The organism is Chryseobacterium piperi, assembly GCF_002285635.2.
In the GTDB taxonomy this organism is placed as follows: domain Bacteria; phylum Bacteroidota; class Bacteroidia; order Flavobacteriales; family Weeksellaceae; genus Chryseobacterium; species Chryseobacterium piperi.
In genome coordinates this window covers 3,998,426-4,018,723 of the sequence record NZ_CP023049.2, presented here as the reverse complement: position 1 = coordinate 4,018,723, position 20,298 = coordinate 3,998,426, and the positions used below count along the sequence as shown (strand labels likewise).

The window sequence follows — 20,298 nt, the reverse complement described above, 5'->3', positions numbered from 1 at the left end:
GTGTACAACAATACAATTTGTATATTTTTTTTGCATATTTGTATAAAAATGTGAGATGCAAAAAGAAAAGCTACGTTCAATTAGAAAGAGAAAGGGATATACTCAACAGCAGATTGCTGATATCATTGCTACTGATGTCTCCAACTACAGCAGAAAGGAAAGCGGAGATGTAAAAATCGTAAGAGCTGAATGGGAAAAAATAGCTAATTTCTTAGATGTTACGATGGAAGAGATTTATGAAGAGGATGAAGCTTCAATCGTTGTTAATAATGACCATCCTGTATTTAACGACAGTTCAGCATCTGGTGTTTATCAATATAATAACAGTACAGTACCTCTGTCTATTGTAGAAAACCTTCAGGAATATATTTCTTTATTAAAGGTGGAAAACCAGAAGCTAAATGAAGAGATAAGAAGCTTAAAAGGAAAAAAGTAAGTTTACAATTCACTCAAAGGATCCCAAAAAAGCTTTTTGAAATTCTTAATTCTAAAATTTTCAACAACAACCCCCTCTGCTTCAAGTTTGGGTTGAAATTCTTTTACAGATAAAGTTCCGGAACTGGAAATTACGCGGTGAGCCGGAACATCCTTAGGGCAACCTCCCATTGCCTTTCCTACATGCCTGGAATGATTGGGATACCCTACCGCTTTAGCAATTGCTCCATAGGTGGAAACACGTCCCTTAGGAATCAGTTTCGCAATTTCATAAACCTGTTGTTTGAAAATTTCGTCCATATATTAAAAAATTTTGCATAGGAATAATGATTTGCACCATTTTTGGATGATCAATAGCTCAATGATGTTTCTCATTAAAAATATAAAGTTATGAAAAAATCATTCTTCCGGGCATTGAATAAAATCAATAAAGTGATTTTACCCAAGCTAAGTGATAAAGATCCAAGTTCATTGACTAAAGTACAAAAGGGTATTTTAGCCTACAGATATTTTGTCCTGGTTAATTCTATGGATTAGGGATTTTTCTTTATTTCTCCTACTGATTATCACGTTCGTTATTGGGCTTAACTTAAACATACACATACTTATAACCTGCCTGATCTCCGAAATCTGGGCGAGATGCTTTATTTATTCCCCTCGCTGTTTAAACAGGTATTCCATAAACAAACGCCTCAAAAAATGAGGCGTTTGTTATTATTTTTCCTCTAGTAAGTAGTGAGAATATTATTTTAAGAATTCTCCAGAATATAAGAGAACATCAATGGAGCACAGATAGTAGCATCACTTTCAACGATAAATTTCGGCGTTGTGATATCCAATTTACCCCATGTGATTTTTTCATTTGGAACTGCTCCCGAATATGAACCATAAGAAGTTGTAGAATCTGAAATCTGGCAGAAATAAGACCAGAAAGGAATGTCATGCATTTCCATATCCTGATACAACATAGGTACCACACAAATTGGGAAATCTCCGGCAATCCCTCCACCGATCTGGAAGAACCCTACTCCTTTTCCAGCAGAGTTTTTAGTATACCAATCTGCAAGATACATCATATACTCAATTCCTGATTTCATAGTAGAAGCTTTAAGCTCTCCTTTGATACAGTATGAAGCAAAGATATTACCCATAGTAGAATCTTCCCATCCAGGAACTACTATCGGAAGGTTTTTCTCTGCTGCAGCAATCATCCATGAGTTCTCTCTCGGGATCTCATAATATTGTTCTAAAACTCCTGAAAGAATCATTTTATACATATACTCATGTGGAAAATATCTTTCTCCTTTAGCTTCAGCATCTTTCCAGATATCTACGATATGCTTTTGTAATCTTCTGAAAGCTTCTTCTTCAGGAATACATGTATCGGTAACTCTGTTTAAACCTCTTTCCAATAAATCCCATTCATCTTGTGCTGTAAGATCTCTGTAATGCGGAACTCTTTCATAGTGAGAATGCGCTACAAGATTCATTAAGTCTTCTTCAAGATTGGCCCCTGTACAAGAAATAAAATCTACTTTGTCCTGACGGATCATCTCTGCAAAAATTTTTCCTAACTCTGCAGTTGACATTGCTCCTGCTAAAGTTACCATCATTTTCCCTCCATCTTTAAGATGTGCAACATAACCTTTTGATGCATCCACCAATGCAGCTGCATTAAAGTGCAGGTAATATTTTTCTATAAACTCAGAAATTGGCTTGTTCATTATTTTGATTTTTGCAAAGATAAAACTTAAAATCGGAATGCAGCGGCTGCACTTAGAGAAACTCTGTGTAAGCTCTCTTTTTGATTATCTCCAAGATCCATGGATGTACCATTCATTTTCACACGGCTCAATGTACCGGCTGTAAACCCAAATTTAGGACCGATCGAAAAATTCTTTGTTATTGCATACTGATATCCAACATTGGTATCCATACCTAAGTTTGAACCCGTAATTTTCATCCCATTTGTATTCGAGCTATAAGAAATTACCCCTAATGCTATATCAAAATATAGCTTATGTCTCGATTCATCATTAAAATTTGAATACATAAACGATGGTCCAACAAAGCTAATATTATCTCTTGTGTTTAAATTTACATAAAAAGTTTGCCCATTATCATTTCGAACTCTGAAGTCTGAATTACTAGATGCAGTAAAATGAGAGTATTTTAGTCCAAGGGCAGTATTTCCTTTCAAGTGGTAGTATGCTGAAATGTCAAAATTCAGTCCGCTTTTCAAGCCTTTAACATGATTACTCACTTCTCTTGATAAATTAGCTGGAGTTTTACCTGTTCTCCACGCATATCCAACAGATGGAATAATTGAAAACTTTTGCTGAGCAAGGGACATTATTGAAATAGAAAACATCCCTAAAAGTGTAATTTTTTTTATCATTTATTTTTTAGATTTCGGCAAAAGTAGCACTTTTTCCGAACAGATCAACTAAAATTTAAATCTTCTATTTTCCTTTTTATCAGACAGTTTCTTTTTAGTATCCAGCCTTTTTTGCTTTTGTGTTTTCGATGGCTTCGTTTTTATTCTTTTTTTAGGAATTATTAAAGCTTTATTTACAATCTCTATTATTTTTTCAATAGCCATGTTTTTATTCATCAGTTGAGTTCTGCTCTCGGAAACCGATAAAAATAAAACACCTTCAGCATTGATTCGGTTTTTTAGTTTAAACTGAATCAGGTCTTTTTCATCATCATTAAAAAATTCAGACTCAGAAACATTCCAAAGTACAGTAACAGCGGTTTCAACTTTATTTACATTTTGTCCTCCCGCCCCACTGCTACGGGAAGTTTTGAAACTGAGTTCTTTTGAAAAATCTTTCATGGCTTAGTTATAATGTTATAAGCTGTTATCTATTTTTTTCCTTAATTCAATACGACTTACTTTACCGTTAGGCGTTCTTGGGATTTCATCAATAAAAATGATTTTTTTAGGTTTATGGAAATTTTTATCAAATTGAATTTCCGACACCTTTTGCAAAACCTCATCAGATTGTTGACCTTCAATAACCAAAACCAGTTTTTGTCCTAACCTTTCATCTTCTAATCCTAAAAAGACGACTTCATTCGAAATTTTGTTTTTCACTAGGTTTTCTAATTCTTCAGGGAATATTTTAGCCCCGCCTGAATTAATCACATGATCAATTCTCCCCAAAAACCTGAACTGATTCCCATCCTTGATATCAACTAAGTCATTAGTTTGCAATACCTCATCATTAACATTGGGCGCAAAAACCCTTAGACAGCCACGCTCATCTTTAGAGATGGAAACATTTTCAAAAGCTGTGAAATAATGCTCAGCTTTAGGAGTAATTTGCTTTAAAGCAATATGGGAAAGTGTTTCCGACATCCCATAAGTTTCATAAATGTGAGTATCCAAATGTACAATTCTTTTCTTAAGGCTCTCCGATACTGCAGCACCACCAATAATAAGATTCTGGATAAGAGGCAACTTTTCCAATGAGTTTTCAACCTGCAATGGTGTCATAGCACAAAAATTAATATTCATTTCCAAACCCTTAACCGGTTTTAAGGAAGGATCAGCAACAATCAACTTCATTTTTCGTTCTATTGAGCGCACAATCATCATCTTACCGGAAATATACTCTACCGGCAGGCATAATAGTGCTGTGTCCCCTTCTTTCAGTCCCAGAAAATTACAGGTCATTACCGCAGAATTGACCATTTTCTTCTTTTCGATTTCGAAAATTTTTGGTACTCCTGTTGACCCGGAAGTCTGGACCTCCACCGTTTTTGAATCAGACATCCATTTTTCTAAAAAAAGAATGACTTTTTTTTCAAATTCAGTCTGTGGATGTAAATTATTAATTTTGAGATTATTGAAGTCTATGACCATGTTTCCTGCAAATAAAAAGTGATGTAAATGTAAAAAAAAGTTTAAAAAGTTCTTGTATGTATAGAAAAAAGCTTTAAATTTGCATCACCAAAATAACACAGACCTATAGTGTAACGGTAGCACTCCGGTTTTTGGTACCGTCAGTCGGGGTTCGAATCCCTGTGGGTCTACAAACCATCCTTTTAAGGGTGGTTTTTTTAATTCCCTAAAATAATAAAAGTATGATCAGTGAATACCAATCATACTTTGTTATTAAATCAAAGCGTTCTATTAACTCTTTATATTTTCAAAATCAGGATAACATTCTAATTCATTAGACTTCCAACAGGCTGCTGTTGTGTTACACAATGTACCATCCCGCCATTTTCATATAAGTTTCTGACATCAATTCCTATTACTTTTCTATCCAGATATTGTTCCTGGATAATTTTATTGGCAATTTTATCATTAGGGTCACCATAATTAGGAACAAGAACAACATTGTTGGCTACGTAATAATTGACATATGACCCTTTCTCATCCAATTGTTTTCCATAGGCTGTTTTTACTTTATTTTTTGTAGCAGGGACATAGACTTTTTTATATACTTTCCCATCAACATTGGTTGCCGTATAAAGGGTATTGATATCCTTATCAGAAAGTCCCATATCCAGTAATTCATCTTCGTCCATAGTGATCATGGTATTATGGTCAATAAATTTCATGAATCCGTCAATATGCATATCTGTCACATCAAGACCTGTAATGCCGTCCAACCAGATGACTTTCGATACTCCATAGTAAGTTTTAAACATATCCTCAGCCTCATTCTGCGTTATCCCTTTATTTCGGACAGCTCCTTTTTTCTGACTGATAACAGAACTTTTACAAGCCATTAAAACTCCATTCCCATCAGTTTCTACAGCACCTCCCTCATTAACCATTTCGTCATTGAGATTAATTACTTTTATTCCTAAATCTTTTCCGATACGTTGTGGAATCTTGTCACAGTTTTCAAAATCAAACTTTTCACCCCAACCATTAAAACCCCAATCTTCAATCAAAACTCGTCCTTGTCCATCTTTGACGAAAATAGGACCGTTATCTCTTACCCATACATCATCGGTAGGATAAATCTTAAAATCAATATTCTTTAAAGGAACCGCATTTTGTTCTAAAACATCTATAATCCTTTTCTTCTCCGTAGCGTCGTAAGCAATAATATGAACCTTTTCATTGGCTTGCAATGCTTTAGTCATATCGATCCAGGTTTGTTCGACCCTTTTTCTATACGTAACCCCATGTTGGTAATGGTGTGGCCACTGAAGCCAGGTACCTTCATGAGGTAAAGATTCTTCCGGAAAGTGATAAGTCTGTGACATACAAAATATTGAACTTAATGTTACAAAAAATGTGAAAAATTTATTATTCATGCTATTTAAAATTTCTTTCCTATAAATATTCCAAAGTCAATTCCCGTCTCAAAATTACTCCCGGTCTGAGAAATGGTACTTCCTATCCCGAACTGCATCTTTTTCCGGGTCTCAACACCCAGTCTTACAACCTGACTGCTATTCTGATGTTCTTTAAAGCTAAAGTCAGACTCTACAATCAACATGGTGTATAAATTAAAACGTTCATTAATTTTAGGGGTATATTCCATTAATGTATAAAGCCCTAATCCCATTTTTCTGGTATCAAAAGAATAAGTAAGCGCCGGAAATAAATTAATCCCGAAATTACCTTTTTCTTTAATGAATGCTAATCCCAAAGATGGCATAATATCTTCTTTTGAAACATAAACTCCCGCAGAAACACCCCAGTTTTTTCCTATATAATAATTAAGGTTCTGATAAACTTCTGCATTTACTTTCTTAGAGTCATATTCATAAAAAACAGTTCCGGAAGCAAAATAGTTCCATCTGGTTTTAAAATCTTTATCAAAAATCCCTAATAATTCAGCCTGCTTAGTTCCTGCGTATCCCTGAACCGAAACCTGAGCGGTTGCATAAGATGAAAATAGCAGCAGAACGGGAAATAGTATTCTTTTCATTAATGTTGTTTCTAAAATTCTATAAGTAATTCCGTCTTTATGAGGATTACTTTGGCAAAATTAGACTTTGAGAAAAACAAAAATTGTCCTAAAAGGACAATCTTATGAATACACCGGGAAATAAATATGGGTAATCATTTCTCCCGTTTCAGACTGAAGATATTCTTCTATTACATCAGAATTATCAAGCATAGAAAATGGCTCTGATAACCAGAGACGATAAAAAGTACGGTAGGTTTCCAGAATATTTTCAAATGGCCCCGTATGGGTAAACCTGATATATTTACCTCCAAAAATCTCTTTCTTTTGAAATCCGGATACCCCCTGCGACAACTCACCTACTGCAGCGCCATATCTACAATGGGACCAGCTTGTAATAAGCGGCTGATCTCTTATAATTCCATAAGAAGAAACCGAAACCCCGTTTTGATCTTCAATCCGTTCCCACAGGTCGTTAATTTCCTGGTTATTGTAATCTTTAGCCTTGATAAACTGACAATAGACAGATACAGGATCCTTATACTTGATTTCATATAACAGATCAGTAGTATTACTTTCTATAAATTCACTAAATACATTCTGCTTATTCTTTCTCGCTGATGCCGGGGAAATATGATATTGTTGTCTGAATGCTTTAGAGAAAGACTGGACATTAAAATAACCTACCTGCCAGGCAATATCAGAAATTTTATCTGTGGTATAAATTAATTTTTTATACGCATTTTCCAGACGCAACCGTTTTTGAAATCCGGAAATGGTTTCATTAAAAATTTTAAAGAATATCCTCTGAAAGTTTCGGTAGGAATAATGAGACATACTTTCGATTTCAAAAGCAGTAATTTCCCTATCAAAGTTTTCCTCTATAAGGTCGACTATTTTCTGGATCTCTCCAAAATTAGTATTCATCGATCTCAATTTTATTAAGTTACTGACAACGTCAAATAATCCTAAAAAACTATTTCAGAAGAAAGCCTTATCAATAGCTTTAATTAGGTTTATATAATTTATACATTAAAAACAGAAAAGCTAACCATACCGGAATCAGAATTACCTGAATCTCCATTCCTGTCATACACATTAATACTAAGATCGTCAACAAAAACAGAATACAAATATAATTGGATATCGGATAGAATAAGGAAGGAAATTTTGTTTTGGTCCCTTCCGCATCTTTTGTTTTTCTGAATTTAAGATGGGTATAACAAATCATCAGCCAATTGATAATAAGCGTGGATACCACCAAGGCCATTAAGTATTCAAAAGCTTTTTCCGGAATTAATTTATTGATGATAATACAAATACCTGCAAAACAAGACGAAACAAGAATCGCATTGGTAGGCACATGATTTTTATTGAGCTTCATTAAGCCTTTGGGAGCATTCCCCTGTTGAGCTAATCCGAAAAGCATTCTGCTGTTACTATAAACACTGCTGTTATATACTGACAAGGCAGCTGTTAAAACAATAAGATTAAGGACATTCGCAATTAAAGAATTGAAGTGAATTGTTTTTCCTAAAATCGTAAATGCGAAACCGTTCAGGTTCTGAAAAACCATAACAAAAGGACTTGACCCCTCTGTTATATCTCTCCATGGACTTAGTGCAAATAAGATAACAAGAGCTCCTACATAAAATATCAGGATTCTGTAAATAACCTGATTGGTCGCTTTAGGTATAGTTTTCTCCGGACTTTTAGCTTCCGCAGCAGTAATCCCGATTAATTCAAGTCCTCCAAAGGAAAACATAATCATGGCCATTGCTGCAAAGAGTCCCGTATAACCATTTTCATTTTTATTAAATAGACCTTTTGGAAAAAAACCACCGTCATTCCATAAATTCTGAATACTCGCTTTGTCTCCTCCGGTTCCGCTTATCAAAAGATAAATACCGAAAATAATCATAGCGATAATGGCTACTACCTTGATAATTGAAAACCAAAATTCGGTTTCTCCATATACTTTTACGGAGGCAAGATTCAACGCATTGATCAATATAAAAAAGAATAAACTAGAGACCCAAAGTGGGATTTCAGGCCACCAGAAGTGAATATAATGCCCAATAGCCGTAAGCTCCGCCATACTTACCAGTATGTAAAGAATCCAGTAATTCCAGCCGGAAGCAAATCCAGGAAAATTCCCCCAATACTTATAAGCAAAATAACTAAAACTACCAGACACCGGCTCTTGAACTACCATTTCGCCAAGCTGGCGCATAATAAAGAATGCAATAATTCCTGCTAAAGCGTACCCTAAAATAACTGATGGACCTGCTAAAACTGCAGCCGGACCTATTCCCAGAAACAGTCCTGTCCCAATGGCACCCCCAAGAGCAATTAATTGAATATGTCGGTTGGTTAATCCTCTAACTAAAGATGTATTTTGTTCAGTGTTTTGTTCAGTTTTATTCTCGTTGCTCATAGAATGAATTATTTGCTAAATATATAAAAACTTCACATAAATTCCCTTGTATAAACGAAGTTCAACATTCAATTTATTAAGCATTAAAGAATTTTATAAAAATAAAAAAAGGAAATACCGGCCAGAATCAAATATATTCTTCCGGAATCGGAATATTATTTTGCTTCATATAGTTGATAAGGTCAGTATATTTATCTTCATAATCATTGGTTCCGCACTTATGAGAAATACTGCAGATATCTGAAGGTTTAATTTCTAAGATAGTGGAAATTTTCGTCAGAATATCTAAGTTGATTTTAACTTTAGAGTTTTCAATATCAGAATAAGCCTTTTGAGAAATACCCATTTCAAATGCCATATATTCCTGTGTAAAATCTTTACTCCTTCGGACTTTTCTTATATTTTGACCACATATTTTCATTGTGCTTGTTTTTAGTAGTTTTCAGTATAGTTTAGAAGGTTATCTACTAGACTCAAACAAAGTTAATAAATACCTTTGGCAAAACATTATACACGTTACATGATATTTATTTCTTAACGGGATTTAGCTGTAAAAGCTGCCTGGTAATAATGATCATTTCTGTACAACAACTTTTGGAATTATGGAGACGCAAAAATTTAATTATGACAATACTATTGTCAAAGCATTCCTCTATGCTACTATTGTATTCGGGCTGGTAGGATTTCTACTGGGACTGACAGCAGCATTAATGCTTTTCTACCCTGAATTGCCTGAATTTTTATTTGGAACTGACGATACCACCATTCAAAGCTTACGAAGCGGAAACATCCAGGGATTGATCAATACTCAGGGAGCAATGGGATTCGGAAGGATCAGAATGTTACATACCAGTGCCGTGATTTTTGCTTTTGTTTGTAATTCATTTTTCTGCGGTGCTTACTATAGTATGCAACGATTATTAAAAACCAGAATGTATAGCGACACACTATCATGGATCCATTTCTGGTCATGGCAGATCATGATCATCAGTGTTGTGATTACATTCTTAATGGGAATCAATACCTCAAAAGAGTATGCCGAGCACGAATGGCCAATTGATATTTTAATTGCGTTCTCCTGGATTGTTTTTGGAATTAATATGTTTGGAACGATTGCCAGAAGAAGGGTCAGACATTTATATGTTGCCATCTGGTTTTATATGGCCACATGGATTGCAGTGGCAATGCTTCACATTTTCAACAACCTTGAAGTACCTCTATCATTTACAAGCTGGAAATCCTATTCTGCTTATGCCGGAGTAAAAGATGCTCTTGTACAATGGTGGTATGGCCATAATGCGGTTGCATTCGTATTAACAACCCCGGTTTTAGGATTGATGTACTATTTCATGCCTAAAGCGGCCAACCGGCCTGTTTTCTCTTATAAGCTTTCAATTATTCACTTCTGGTCACTGATATTTGTGTACCTGTGGGCAGGGCCGCATCATCTTCAATACACCGCTCTTCCTGCATGGGCTCAGGCTGTAGGGACAGGATTCTCTATTATGCTTATTGCACCATCCTGGGGTGGGATGCTTAACGGTCTTCTTACGCTAAGAGGTTCCTGGGACAAAGTAAGAGAAAATCCTATTCTTAAATTTTTTGTCGTAGCAGTTACGTGTTATGGAATGGCGACTTTTGAAGGACCACTTTTAGCAACAAAATCTCTGAATAAAATAGGCCACTATACGGACTGGGTTATTGGTCACGTACATTTAGGAGCTCTTGGCTGGAATGGGTTTATGGCATTCGGAGTAATCTACTATCTGGTTCCGATCATGTGGAGAACTGAACTCTGGTCTAAAAAAATGGCTAACTGGCATTTCTGGCTGGGTACTTTAGGAATTATTTTCTATGCTGTTCCTATGTATATTTCCGGATTTACCCAAGGTTTGATGTGGAAACAGTTTAACCCGGACGGAACATTATTATGGAAAAACTGGCTGGATACGGTTACTGCAATTATTCCTTATTTTAAAATGAGATTCGCAGGAGGTATACTTTATCTTTCAGGAGCAATACTCATGGTTATCAATGTTTTTAAAACTATTAAAATAGGTTCATTCCAGAAAGAAGTTCCGGCAGAGGCTCCTGCTTTAGCCAATATCGGAAGCCAGAGAAAAGAAGGAGAAGGAGCACACCTGTGGCTTGAAAGAACCCCAAAACTTCTATCCATATTAGCTTTTGTAGCGGTATCTATAGGAGGGTTGGTAGAAATCGTTCCCACACTTACTATAAAAAGTAATTTACCACAAATTACCGCTGTAAAACCTTATTCTCCGTTAGAGCTGGAAGGTAGAGATCTTTATATCCGTGAAGGCTGCAACTCCTGTCATTCTCAAATGATCAGACCCTTCCGTGATGAAGTGATGCGATTTGATGGTAAAAACGGACAATATTCAAAAGCCGGCGAGTTTGTTTACGACAGACCATTTTTATGGGGATCAAAGAGAACGGGACCGGATCTTCATCGGGAAGGAAGCCGAAATCCGGATTCATGGCACTTTAAACACATGTATAACCCAAGAATTACTTCTGCAGGATCTATTATGCCCCGCTTTCCATGGCTGATTACCAATAAGCTTGATCGTTCAGAAATGGTTAATAAGATGAAATTAATGAAAAATGCTTTTGATATCCCTTACACAAAAGCTGAAATAGATTCAGCTAATCAATGGGCAGATCATCAATCAAAAGCCATTGTCAAAAGAATCTATTCTGAAGCCACTGACGTAAAAGATCAGGTTGAAAAAGATAAAATCACCAAAGGAACATCGTTCGTGCCTTTAGAACAGAGGGAAATCATTGCTATGATCGCTTACCTTCAAAGGTTGGGAACAGATATCAAAACCACTGATATTAAAACAGCCAGCGCAGATTAATTATTAAAAATGTATGTAAAATGAAAACGAGAACCCCCATTTCAATATATATTATTGTTACTATAGGCTTAACCATCATGGCGTTCGAGATGTTCGCTCAGGATTCAGGTTATTTTACATCTCCATTCTTCTGGGCTCTATTATTAATTACAACGATCCTCCTTCTCATCATGAATTCAATAGGAGATCTGGTTGAAAATGAAAAGTTCAGCAGATTAAATGAAAAAGAGAGAAAAGAATATCTTGAAGAAAAGAACATTCCTTATTTTCAAAAATTATGGAATTCTGCTTTTAAGAAACAATCTTCAACGGAGGAAAAAGATATTATTATTGATCATGGTTTTGACGGCATCACCGAGCTTGATAATTCTTTACCCAAATGGTGGATTGGATTATTTTATTTTGGAATTATTTTCTGCGCTGTTTATTTGACTGCTTTTGCTTTTACTGATTATGCCCATCCGGATGTAGAATATGATAAAGAAGCCAAAAAGATACTCGCTTCAATTGCTGAGTATGAGAAAAGTGCTCCACCTATCAACCTGGAAACCGCAAAATACAGTGCCGATAATATAACTGAAGGAGAACAACTCTTTAAAACCAACTGCGTGACCTGTCACGGAGATGGCGGAAAAGGAGGAATCGGCCCCAATCTTACCGATACCCACTGGATCAATATCCAGGAAAAAAGTTTATTTAAAAATGTTTTTTGGATGCTTGACAACGGCTCTCCTAATAATCCTACGATGAGACCTTTCATCAAGGACGGGACTATTACGGGAAGAGATGCTGAAAAAATTGCAGCGTATGTGTATCACATCAATCAGGAAACGAACCCTATTACCGAAGCTCAGGGCGGAGCCGCTCCTCAGGGACAGGAAGTACAATGGGAAAATACTAACGAATAAAAATCACTTTAAACATATCAACTATGTGTGCCCCCTTTTCACTAACTAACATTAAATTTCATTTTCCTAATACCTTTTCATACGTGAAAAATGAATAAAAAGGGGGCTTTTTAAAACAACTAACAAATCCCTGCTTTGGCTGTCGTCTCAACTAATTCACTTGACTTCGACTAAACTAAAATTCCATAAATGGCAGTCAAGGCAGGATTTTTGCATTCTCAAAAGGGTACCACATCGGGTAATTTTTTAAATAGTATTATTATCTTTGTTCTAAACCCTACCACATTTGAAACTAAAAATTAATAAAAGAAAACTCCTGAGGCGTATTGTTATTACCTTAATATCGATATTGGTATTCTTTACCCTCCTTATATTAAGCCTGAGACTTCCGGCAGTTCAAAACTTCATCAAAGACAAACTAGTTGTCTATCTAGAAAAAAAAATCAAAACAAAAGTTAGCCTCGAAAGAGTTTACGTAGGGTTCCCTAACAGTCTTGTTATGGAAAATCTTTATTTAAAGGGGCAAAATATTGACACACTTCTTGCGGTTAAAAAACTAGACGTAGGATTAAATATGCTTAAGCTTATCAATTCTACGGCAGATATTACTTCTGTAGACCTGGAGGGTGTTCAGGCTAATGTCGTGAGAAAACCTGACGGGAAGTTTAATTTTGATTACATTATTGATGCTTTTGCAACATCAGATAAAGAGGAAAGTCCTTCCAAGCCCTTTATTATTTCACTTGACAAAATCAAGCTGAAAGACATTGGAGTTACTTTTAATGATCAGCAATCTGGGAACGATATAAAACTATACTTTAAGTCTTTTGATACAAGGGTAAAAACCTTTGATTTGACTAAAAATACTTATGCTGTCAATGACATTAATCTTGACGGTTTAAAGTTAAAGCTGAAGCAGGATCTTGTAAAAGAGGTTTCTAAAAAAGTTGAAAAGAAAGTAGATTCTCTTAATAAAAAGGAGACAATGAATATTGGATTGAGAGGGATAAAGCTGACCAATTTTGACATTGATTATGGAGATGACAATACTAAAACTTTTGCAAAAGTTATTTTTAAAGAACTCAGTACTAAGGTTAATAAACTCGATTTAGATAATAATTCTTACAACATTGGGAATCTTATTCTCTCAGGAGCAGATATTAATGCTAACCTTTATCTGCCTGCTCAGGATGCCAATCCTAAAAACTCAAAAGAAGAACCTAAGCCGTCAACCACCTCAGAAAAAGCGATGAAACTGCTTTTAACAAAGCTGATCCTTAATGATGTAAAGGTTGCCTATAATAATACGGCTATCGCTCCTACCAAACAGGGAATGGATTTCAACCATCTGAATTTTTCCAAAATGAATGTAGAAGTCAGAAACTTCAAAATGGAAAATAACACTTTTGCTGGAACTGTAAATACTGCTGAAATCCAGGAAAGCAGAGGGTTGAATATTCAAAAATTCAACACTGATTTTGTTTACGGAGAAAAGGAAGCTTATCTTAAAGATTTGTATTTACAAACTCCTAAAACGGTTTTAAGGGATGAAGTTATTCTACAATACAATTCTATTGAACAACTTACTTCAAATCTTGGAGCCGTAAGAATCTCTGCCAATATTAAAGATTCCAAAGTAGGTTTTGCAGATATTTTAAACCTGGTTCCTACTCTAAGAAATACGGTTCCATTCAACAAATACCCTAATGGCATTCTTAGTGTAAATGCAAATGTGAAAGGAAGCGTTAATGATTTGTTGATTCAGAATTTTAAACTTTCAGGTCTGGATCAGCTTAGACTTGCAGCGTCAGGAAGAATCAAAAATGCAATGAATCCTGATCAGTTGTATTATGATCTGAAAATCGGAGAATTCTCATCATCTGCAAAAACGATATATAATTTAGTTCCTAAAAATACTATTCCTTCCAATATTTCGCTTCCTTCCAATTTCAGTGTAAAAGGAACTGCGAAGGGTACAACAAAAGTGGTGAATACCAATCTTAATCTTTATTCAACCCTTGGAAATGCTGCTATTATTGCTGATGTGGATATGCGCAGAAAGAATCGGGAATTGTATGATGTGAAAGCCAATCTTCAAGGCATTCAGGTTGGAAAAATTATTCAGAATAAAGATATTGGACCGATAACAGCACAAATTTCAGCTAAAGGGGAAAGTTTCGATTTCAAAAAGGCCAATGCTGATATTAAAGGACATGTCGCTTCTGCAGTGTACAAAGGCTATCAGTACCGCAATATGAATTTGACCGGAAAAATCAATAATGGTGTTTATCATATTGTTTTGAATTCAAAAGACCCGAATGCCAATCTTCAATTAACAGCATCCGGAGTTTATGATGAGAAAAATCCTACGGTAAAGCTTAATGGTGATATCATCAAATTAGACCTGAACAAACTAGGTTTCTATGATAAACAAATGATCATCGGAGGAAAAATCGATGGAGATTTCACGAATCTTGATCCTGATCATTTGAATGGTTACTTAAATCTTCAGAACTTTGCTTTTTCAGATACTAAAGAAGTCTATCCAATCCAGGAAGTTCACCTAGAGGCATCATCTACCAATGATTCCACAAATATTGTTTTCAATTCTCAGATTGCTGATGTAGAACTGAGAGGTAAGTATAAACTAACCCAGATTTTCGGATCTTTAGCCCAGACTATTAATCAATATTATCAGTTTCAAAAACCGGATAAAACTCAGAAGATTGATGCCGGACAATTTTTCACGTTCAATGCAAAAATTAAAAACGATGATCTGATCAGAAAGTTTGTTCCGGATCTGAAAAGCTTTGAAACCATTAATTTAGTAGGAAACTACAATGCCGATTCACATAAAATAGAAATCGATGGAAAAATTCCTGAGGTATTATATGGTGAAAACTCTATTGATAATGCTTCATTGAAGGTTACCAATGATAATGATGCACTACAATATAATCTTAATGTGGCGGCATTAAAAAGTTCGAGCTTCGCTTTAAATAAAGTGAATATTGGTGGGGATATCGCGAACAATACCATTAATTACAATATTACAACCAAAGATCAGAAGGATGTTACGCAATTCCTGATCGCCGGAAACGCTAAATCCCTTAATGATATTACAGAAGTATCTCTGAATCCGAATGGTTTAAAGCTAAACTATAATGACTGGACAGTTGCTGAAGGAAATAAAATACAAATCAGCAGCAAAGGAATTCTTGCAGACAATTTCAGGCTTTCAAACTCTGGAAGTGAAATCCTATTACAGTCTGAAAGCAACTCGCCCAACAGTCCTTTAAAGATTTCATTGAAAGATTTCAAAATAGAAACCATCACCGAAATCATTAAAAAAGATACGATACTGGCCAGAGGAACAATTAACGGAACGGCTCAGCTTCGAGACCTAACAAAAGATATGACGTTTACTTCCGACCTGAATATTTCAGATCTGATCGTTTACGGAAATGCAGTTGGAAATCTTGCTGTAAAAGTAAATAGCACTTCAGCTAAACTTTTAAATGCTGACATCGTCCTTTCAGGAAACGATAATGATGTTAAAATTGCAGGGGATTATAATACATCTTCCAGCACTTTTGATATGAATATGGCGATCAATAAACTTCAGATGAAAAGTGTTCAGGGCTTTTCCATGAATGCTATTACCAATACGGAAGGTTATCTTTCAGGAAATTTAAAAATAACAGGAAGTACTGACAAACCTAATATTTTAGGAAAGGTAAAATTCAATGATGTAGGTCTTGAAATCGCAAAAACAGGAAGTGACTTCAGAAAACTGAATGATGAAATTGATTTTACCAACCGGGGAATTGAATTCAATTCTTTCAAAATTAAAGACAAAGATGGCAATGCGCTTGTAGTTAATGGACAGGTTCTTACCCAGACTTACAAGGATTTTGCATTCAATCTTGATGTGAATGCCAAAGGTTTTAAAGTGGTTAATTCTGAAAAATCGAATGATGCTATGATGTACGGTGTACTTGCTATTGATGCAGGATTGCATATTCGCGGAAATCTGGATTTGCCAAAAGTCGACGGAAGATTAGCTGTAGCAGATAATACAGACTTTACCTTTGTTCTTCCTCAATCCAGCCCTTCTTTACAGGAAAGAGACGGAATTGTAGAGTTTGTAGACAAAGATCAGGTGGTTTTAAACAAAACGATTAAAGCTGACTCCTTGAAAGCCGAAAGCCGAATTAAAGGGATGGATGTCAGTGTCAATATTGAAGTAAGCAAGGAAGCCAAGATGTCGATTATCATCGATAAAGCCAATGGCGATTTTGTAAAACTTCAGGGAGAAGCTGAACTGACAGGAGGAATTGACCCTTCAGGAAAAACTACTCTTGTAGGAGTTTACCAAGTGGAAAAAGGAGCTTATGAACTTTCTGTAAGTCTGCTTAAAAGAAAATTTGATATTCAGAAAGGAAGCACCATTACCTGGACCGGAGAACCGACTGCAGCCATCATGGATATTACGGCAATTTATAAAACCGAAACAGCTCCTTACGATCTTGTTGAGCAACAGCTAGGTGCTGGTGATCCTACACTAAATCAATACAAGCAGAGAATCCCATTCAATACTTTATTGAAAATGAAAGGGGAATTGCTGAAACCTCAAATCAGTTTTGATATTACAACGGATGAAAAAAACAGTGCTGTTTCATCAGCCGTAACAGAAACCGTTAATCAAAAACTCATTGAGCTGAGAACCCAGGAATCTGAAATGAATAAACAGGTTTTTGCTCTGTTATTATTGAACCGTTTCGTAGGTGAAAATCCATTCCAAAGTGGTGCAGGAATGTCCGCAGAGGCTATGGCAAGACAGAGTGTAAGTAAAATTCTATCCCAGCAACTGAATAATCTTGCCGCAGGTCTTATCAAAGGTGTAGATTTAAATTTTGGCCTTGATTCTTCTGAAGATTATTCTACGGGACAAAAAAATACAAGAACAGATCTTAATGTTGATATCAGTAAAAGACTTCTTAACGACCGTTTAAAAGTTACGGTAGGAAGTAATTTCGGATTAGAAGGTGATGCCAGACAAAATGAAAATACCACCAATATTGCTGGAAACGTTACGGTAGATTACAACCTTTCAAAAGATGGCAGATATATGCTGAGAGCGTATCGTAAAGATGAATATCAGGTTGCTCTTCAAGGACAGATTGTCGAAACAGGTGTAGGATTTATTATTACCCTGGAGTATGATAAATTCCGGGATATCTTCCAACGATCTAAAAAAGAAAAAGAAAAGCAAAAGAAAGAAAATAAAAATAACCAAGTGGTAGAATTTAAATAATGGGAAATAAATTCAATATATATTTTAAATATTTGTTGACTTCGGGTGTTACCGCAGTTACGATTTCGTGCAGCAATACCAAATTTTTAAAAGAGGGACAAATGCTGTACACGGGTCCTGAAGTAAAAATCGATGCCGATACCATTTCAAAAAAAGCAAAAAAGGAACTTCAAGCTTCTTTGGAAGAAAATTTAGTTCCCAAGCCTAATTCAACTCTGCTTGGCCTACGTCCCAGACTATATTTTTACAATATTGCTAAGGAGCCTAAAAAAGAAAAGGGATTCAATTACTGGTTAAAATATAAAGTAGGTGAAAAGCCTGTTTTACTGGGGGATGTTGATCGCGAATTCAATAGGGATATCATCGTTAATTATTCTGAAAACAAAGGATATTTTAATGCCAAAGCAACTTATGACACTATTTCTAAAAATAAGAAAGTAAAGGTTATCTATACCTTGAGACCGGGTGCTCAATATTTGATCAGTGATGTACAGTTTCAAAAAGATTCTACTATCGTGAATCATGAAATTCAAAATTTAAAGGATAAAAGTTTTCTTAAAGCCGGAAACCCCTTCGATCTGGATGTCATCAAAGCAGAAAGGGATAGAATTGATAACGGCTTAAAAGAGAAAGGGTTTTATTATTTCCATTCTGATAATATTATCGTACAGGCAGACAGCACCATAAGTAAAAAACACAAGGTAGATCTGAATGTAAAATTAAAAGACGATACACCTAGTCTGGCTACTCAGCAATTTGGTATTGATAAAGTTATTGTTTTCCCTACTTATAATCTTCAGGATGTTAAAGATGGTAAATACAGCGTTCCGATGAGTTCGGATTCTCTTTCTAAATATGCTTATGATGATATTTACGTTATTGATCCGCAACATAAATTCAAACCAAGAATCTTTGACAGAGCACTGTATTTTAAAAAAGGAGATTTATACAATCGAACCAATCATAATCTATCACTGAACCGCTTAATAAGTTTGGGAGTTTTTAAGTTTGTAAAAAATGAATTTATTGTTTCTGATTCATTGCAACATAAATTTGACGCTTATTATTTATTGACTCCAAGGGAGCTCCAGTCTTTACGCTTAGAAGCTTTAGGCCGAACGAACTCCGCAAGTTATGCCGGTAGTGAATTGAATTTGAACTGGACCCATCGAAATTTTTTCCGTGGTGCTGAACAATTTAAAGCAGCTGTTTATGGAGCTTTTGATGTACAGATGGGTGGGCAGGCAGAAGCCAGAAATATGTATCGTGCCGGAGCTAATGTACAATTGTCTATTCCCAGAATTGTTGCCCCATTCAGGTTTAATTCTTCGAGTGCTTTTGTTCCAAGAACGAATATTAGCCTGGGATACGAGTTCCAGAACCGTACCCAGCTTTATACACTTAATAATTTCACCGCTTCTTTTGGATATGTGTGGAAAGAAAATGCCAGAAAGGAACATGAGTTGAAGGTTATTGACATTACTTTAGTTTCTCCAGCTAATGTTACAAGTTTATACCGCACACAAATTGAAAACAGCCCATATCTACAAAGAGCTATTGAGAAACAACTTATTTTTGGCCCAACGTACTCTTATACCTATACCAATACAATGCTACCACAGACGAATACTATTTATTATAAAGGTACCGTTGATCTGGCAGGAAATATTACAGGTTTAATAACGGGAGCTAATGCAAGAAAAGGTAAACAAAAAGAAATTTTTGGGGTTCCGTTTAGTCAGTATGCGAAAATAGAAAATGATTTCAGGTTCTATCATAAGTTTTCTGAAAAAACCAATTTTGCTTCAAGAATTATTGCGGGAATAGCTTATCCATATGGAAATTCGGAGGAAGTTCCTTTTTCAAGACAGTTTTTTGTAGGGGGAAGTAATAGCATCAGGGCATTCCGTGCCAGAGCTTTAGGACCAGGAAGCTATAATCCAATAAGTTCAAATCGGAATTTTGCTTTTGATCAATCAGGAGATATCAAATTAGAGATGAATGCAGAATACAGAGCGAATCTTTATAAATTTTTAAATGTTGCTGCCTTTGTAGATGCCGGAAACGTTTGGTTAATTAATGACAAGAACAATGAGAGACCCGGAGGAAAGTTTTCTAAAGATTTTTTAAGCGAAGTAGCAGTAGGTGCCGGAGTTGGTCTAAGACTTGATTTCTCAATCTTAATTTTAAGATTAGATCTCGCTATGCCAATACGTGTTCCCTATTATGAAAAAGGGGATAGATGGGCCTTTGACAGGATTAATTTTGGAGATAGCAACTGGAGAAGAGATAATCTTATTTTAAATATAGCAATCGGATATCCTTTTTAATAGGGAACTTTTAAATAAAAATATCTATGAAGAACATCAGTTATTTTCAACTACAAAAAGTGGCCAGAATTTTGGCACTTTAGTATTTTTAAGTAACAAGTCTTATA

The 20,298-nt window shown here is 35.5% G+C and carries 16 protein-coding genes and 1 tRNA gene; 7 read left to right on the top strand and 10 right to left on the bottom strand.

Going from position 1 to position 20,298, the window contains the following annotated elements:
* The first annotated feature begins 55 nt into the window (after positions 1 to 55).
* A complete protein-coding gene (locus CJF12_RS17575; RefSeq protein WP_034683672.1) occupies positions 56 to 436 on the top strand; it encodes a helix-turn-helix transcriptional regulator in 381 nt (126 codons plus the stop codon).
* A gap of 2 nt (positions 437 to 438) precedes the next feature.
* Here the strand turns inward: CJF12_RS17575 and CJF12_RS17570 are convergent, their stop codons facing one another.
* Positions 439 to 735, bottom strand: a complete 297-nt coding sequence (locus CJF12_RS17570; RefSeq protein ID WP_034683670.1) for an MGMT family protein — start codon at positions 733 to 735, stop codon at positions 439 to 441.
* A gap of 90 nt (positions 736 to 825) precedes the next feature.
* Between CJF12_RS17570 and CJF12_RS20045 the strand changes: the two genes are divergently transcribed.
* Complete coding sequence (locus tag CJF12_RS20045; protein ID WP_165569115.1) at positions 826 to 972, top strand: hypothetical protein; 147 nt, start codon at positions 826 to 828, stop codon at positions 970 to 972.
* 212 nt (positions 973 to 1,184) lie between these two features.
* Here the strand turns inward: CJF12_RS20045 and CJF12_RS17565 are convergent, their stop codons facing one another.
* The 4 genes from CJF12_RS17565 to CJF12_RS17550 all read right to left on the bottom strand — a co-directional run bounded on the left by CJF12_RS17565 (position 1,185) and on the right by CJF12_RS17550 (position 4,306).
* Positions 1,185 to 2,159 carry a deoxyhypusine synthase family protein gene (locus CJF12_RS17565; RefSeq protein ID WP_034683668.1) on the bottom strand — a complete coding sequence of 325 codons (975 nt, stop codon included), beginning with the start codon at positions 2,157 to 2,159 and terminating at the stop codon, positions 1,185 to 1,187.
* A gap of 26 nt (positions 2,160 to 2,185) precedes the next feature.
* Entirely contained in the window at positions 2,186 to 2,806 is a 621-nt protein-coding gene (locus tag CJF12_RS17560) for a hypothetical protein (RefSeq protein WP_157759870.1), read from the bottom strand.
* Positions 2,807 to 2,881: 75 nt separating this feature from the next.
* Complete coding sequence (gene arfB, locus CJF12_RS17555) at positions 2,882 to 3,274, bottom strand: alternative ribosome rescue aminoacyl-tRNA hydrolase ArfB (protein WP_034683664.1); 393 nt, start codon at positions 3,272 to 3,274, stop codon at positions 2,882 to 2,884.
* Positions 3,275 to 3,289: 15 nt separating this feature from the next.
* Positions 3,290 to 4,306 (bottom strand): AMP-binding protein, encoded by a 1,017-nt coding sequence (locus CJF12_RS17550; protein WP_034683660.1) that lies wholly within the window; start codon positions 4,304 to 4,306, stop codon positions 3,290 to 3,292.
* A 99-nt stretch (positions 4,307 to 4,405) separates the two neighbouring features.
* Between CJF12_RS17550 and CJF12_RS17545 the strand changes: the two genes are divergently transcribed.
* Positions 4,406 to 4,476 (top strand) — tRNA-Gln (locus CJF12_RS17545).
* A 135-nt stretch (positions 4,477 to 4,611) separates the two neighbouring features.
* Here CJF12_RS17545 and CJF12_RS17540 read toward each other — a convergent pair.
* The 5 genes from CJF12_RS17540 to CJF12_RS17520 form a co-directional block, all read right to left on the bottom strand.
* The gene (locus tag CJF12_RS17540; protein WP_034683657.1) at positions 4,612 to 5,667 is read right to left on the bottom strand and encodes an agmatine deiminase family protein; all 1,056 of its coding nucleotides are present in this window, start codon (positions 5,665 to 5,667) and stop codon (positions 4,612 to 4,614) included.
* Positions 5,668 to 5,723: 56 nt separating this feature from the next.
* Positions 5,724 to 6,338, bottom strand: coding sequence for a hypothetical protein (locus CJF12_RS17535; protein ID WP_034683655.1), 615 nt, complete (start codon positions 6,336 to 6,338; stop codon positions 5,724 to 5,726).
* A 102-nt stretch (positions 6,339 to 6,440) separates the two neighbouring features.
* Positions 6,441 to 7,244, bottom strand: a complete 804-nt coding sequence (locus CJF12_RS17530) for an AraC family transcriptional regulator (RefSeq protein ID WP_034683651.1) — start codon at positions 7,242 to 7,244, stop codon at positions 6,441 to 6,443.
* 79 nt (positions 7,245 to 7,323) lie between these two features.
* Positions 7,324 to 8,754 carry an amino acid permease gene (locus CJF12_RS17525; protein WP_034683648.1) on the bottom strand — a complete coding sequence of 477 codons (1,431 nt, stop codon included), beginning with the start codon at positions 8,752 to 8,754 and terminating at the stop codon, positions 7,324 to 7,326.
* Between the two features lie 127 nt (positions 8,755 to 8,881).
* Positions 8,882 to 9,175: a helix-turn-helix domain-containing protein gene (locus tag CJF12_RS17520; RefSeq protein ID WP_034683644.1), complete on the bottom strand. Its 294-nt coding sequence runs from the start codon at positions 9,173 to 9,175 to the stop codon at positions 8,882 to 8,884.
* Positions 9,176 to 9,356: 181 nt separating this feature from the next.
* Between CJF12_RS17520 and ccoN the strand changes: the two genes are divergently transcribed.
* The 4 genes from ccoN (at position 9,357) to tamL (ending at position 20,191) form a co-directional block, all read left to right on the top strand.
* Positions 9,357 to 11,636 (top strand): cytochrome-c oxidase, cbb3-type subunit I, encoded by a 2,280-nt coding sequence (gene ccoN, locus CJF12_RS17515; RefSeq protein ID WP_034683642.1) that lies wholly within the window; start codon positions 9,357 to 9,359, stop codon positions 11,634 to 11,636.
* A 20-nt stretch (positions 11,637 to 11,656) separates the two neighbouring features.
* A complete protein-coding gene (locus CJF12_RS17510) occupies positions 11,657 to 12,544 on the top strand; it encodes a cbb3-type cytochrome c oxidase N-terminal domain-containing protein (protein WP_034683640.1) in 888 nt (295 codons plus the stop codon).
* Between the two features lie 286 nt (positions 12,545 to 12,830).
* On the top strand, positions 12,831 to 17,861 hold the full coding sequence (locus CJF12_RS17505) for a translocation/assembly module TamB domain-containing protein (RefSeq protein ID WP_034683636.1): 5,031 nt from the start codon (positions 12,831 to 12,833) through the stop codon (positions 17,859 to 17,861).
* Positions 17,861 to 20,191: a translocation and assembly module lipoprotein TamL gene (gene tamL, locus CJF12_RS17500; RefSeq protein ID WP_034683634.1), complete on the top strand. Its 2,331-nt coding sequence runs from the start codon at positions 17,861 to 17,863 to the stop codon at positions 20,189 to 20,191. The genes CJF12_RS17505 and tamL overlap by 1 nt, the downstream gene beginning before the upstream one ends.
* The last annotated feature ends 107 nt before the right edge of the window (positions 20,192 to 20,298 follow it).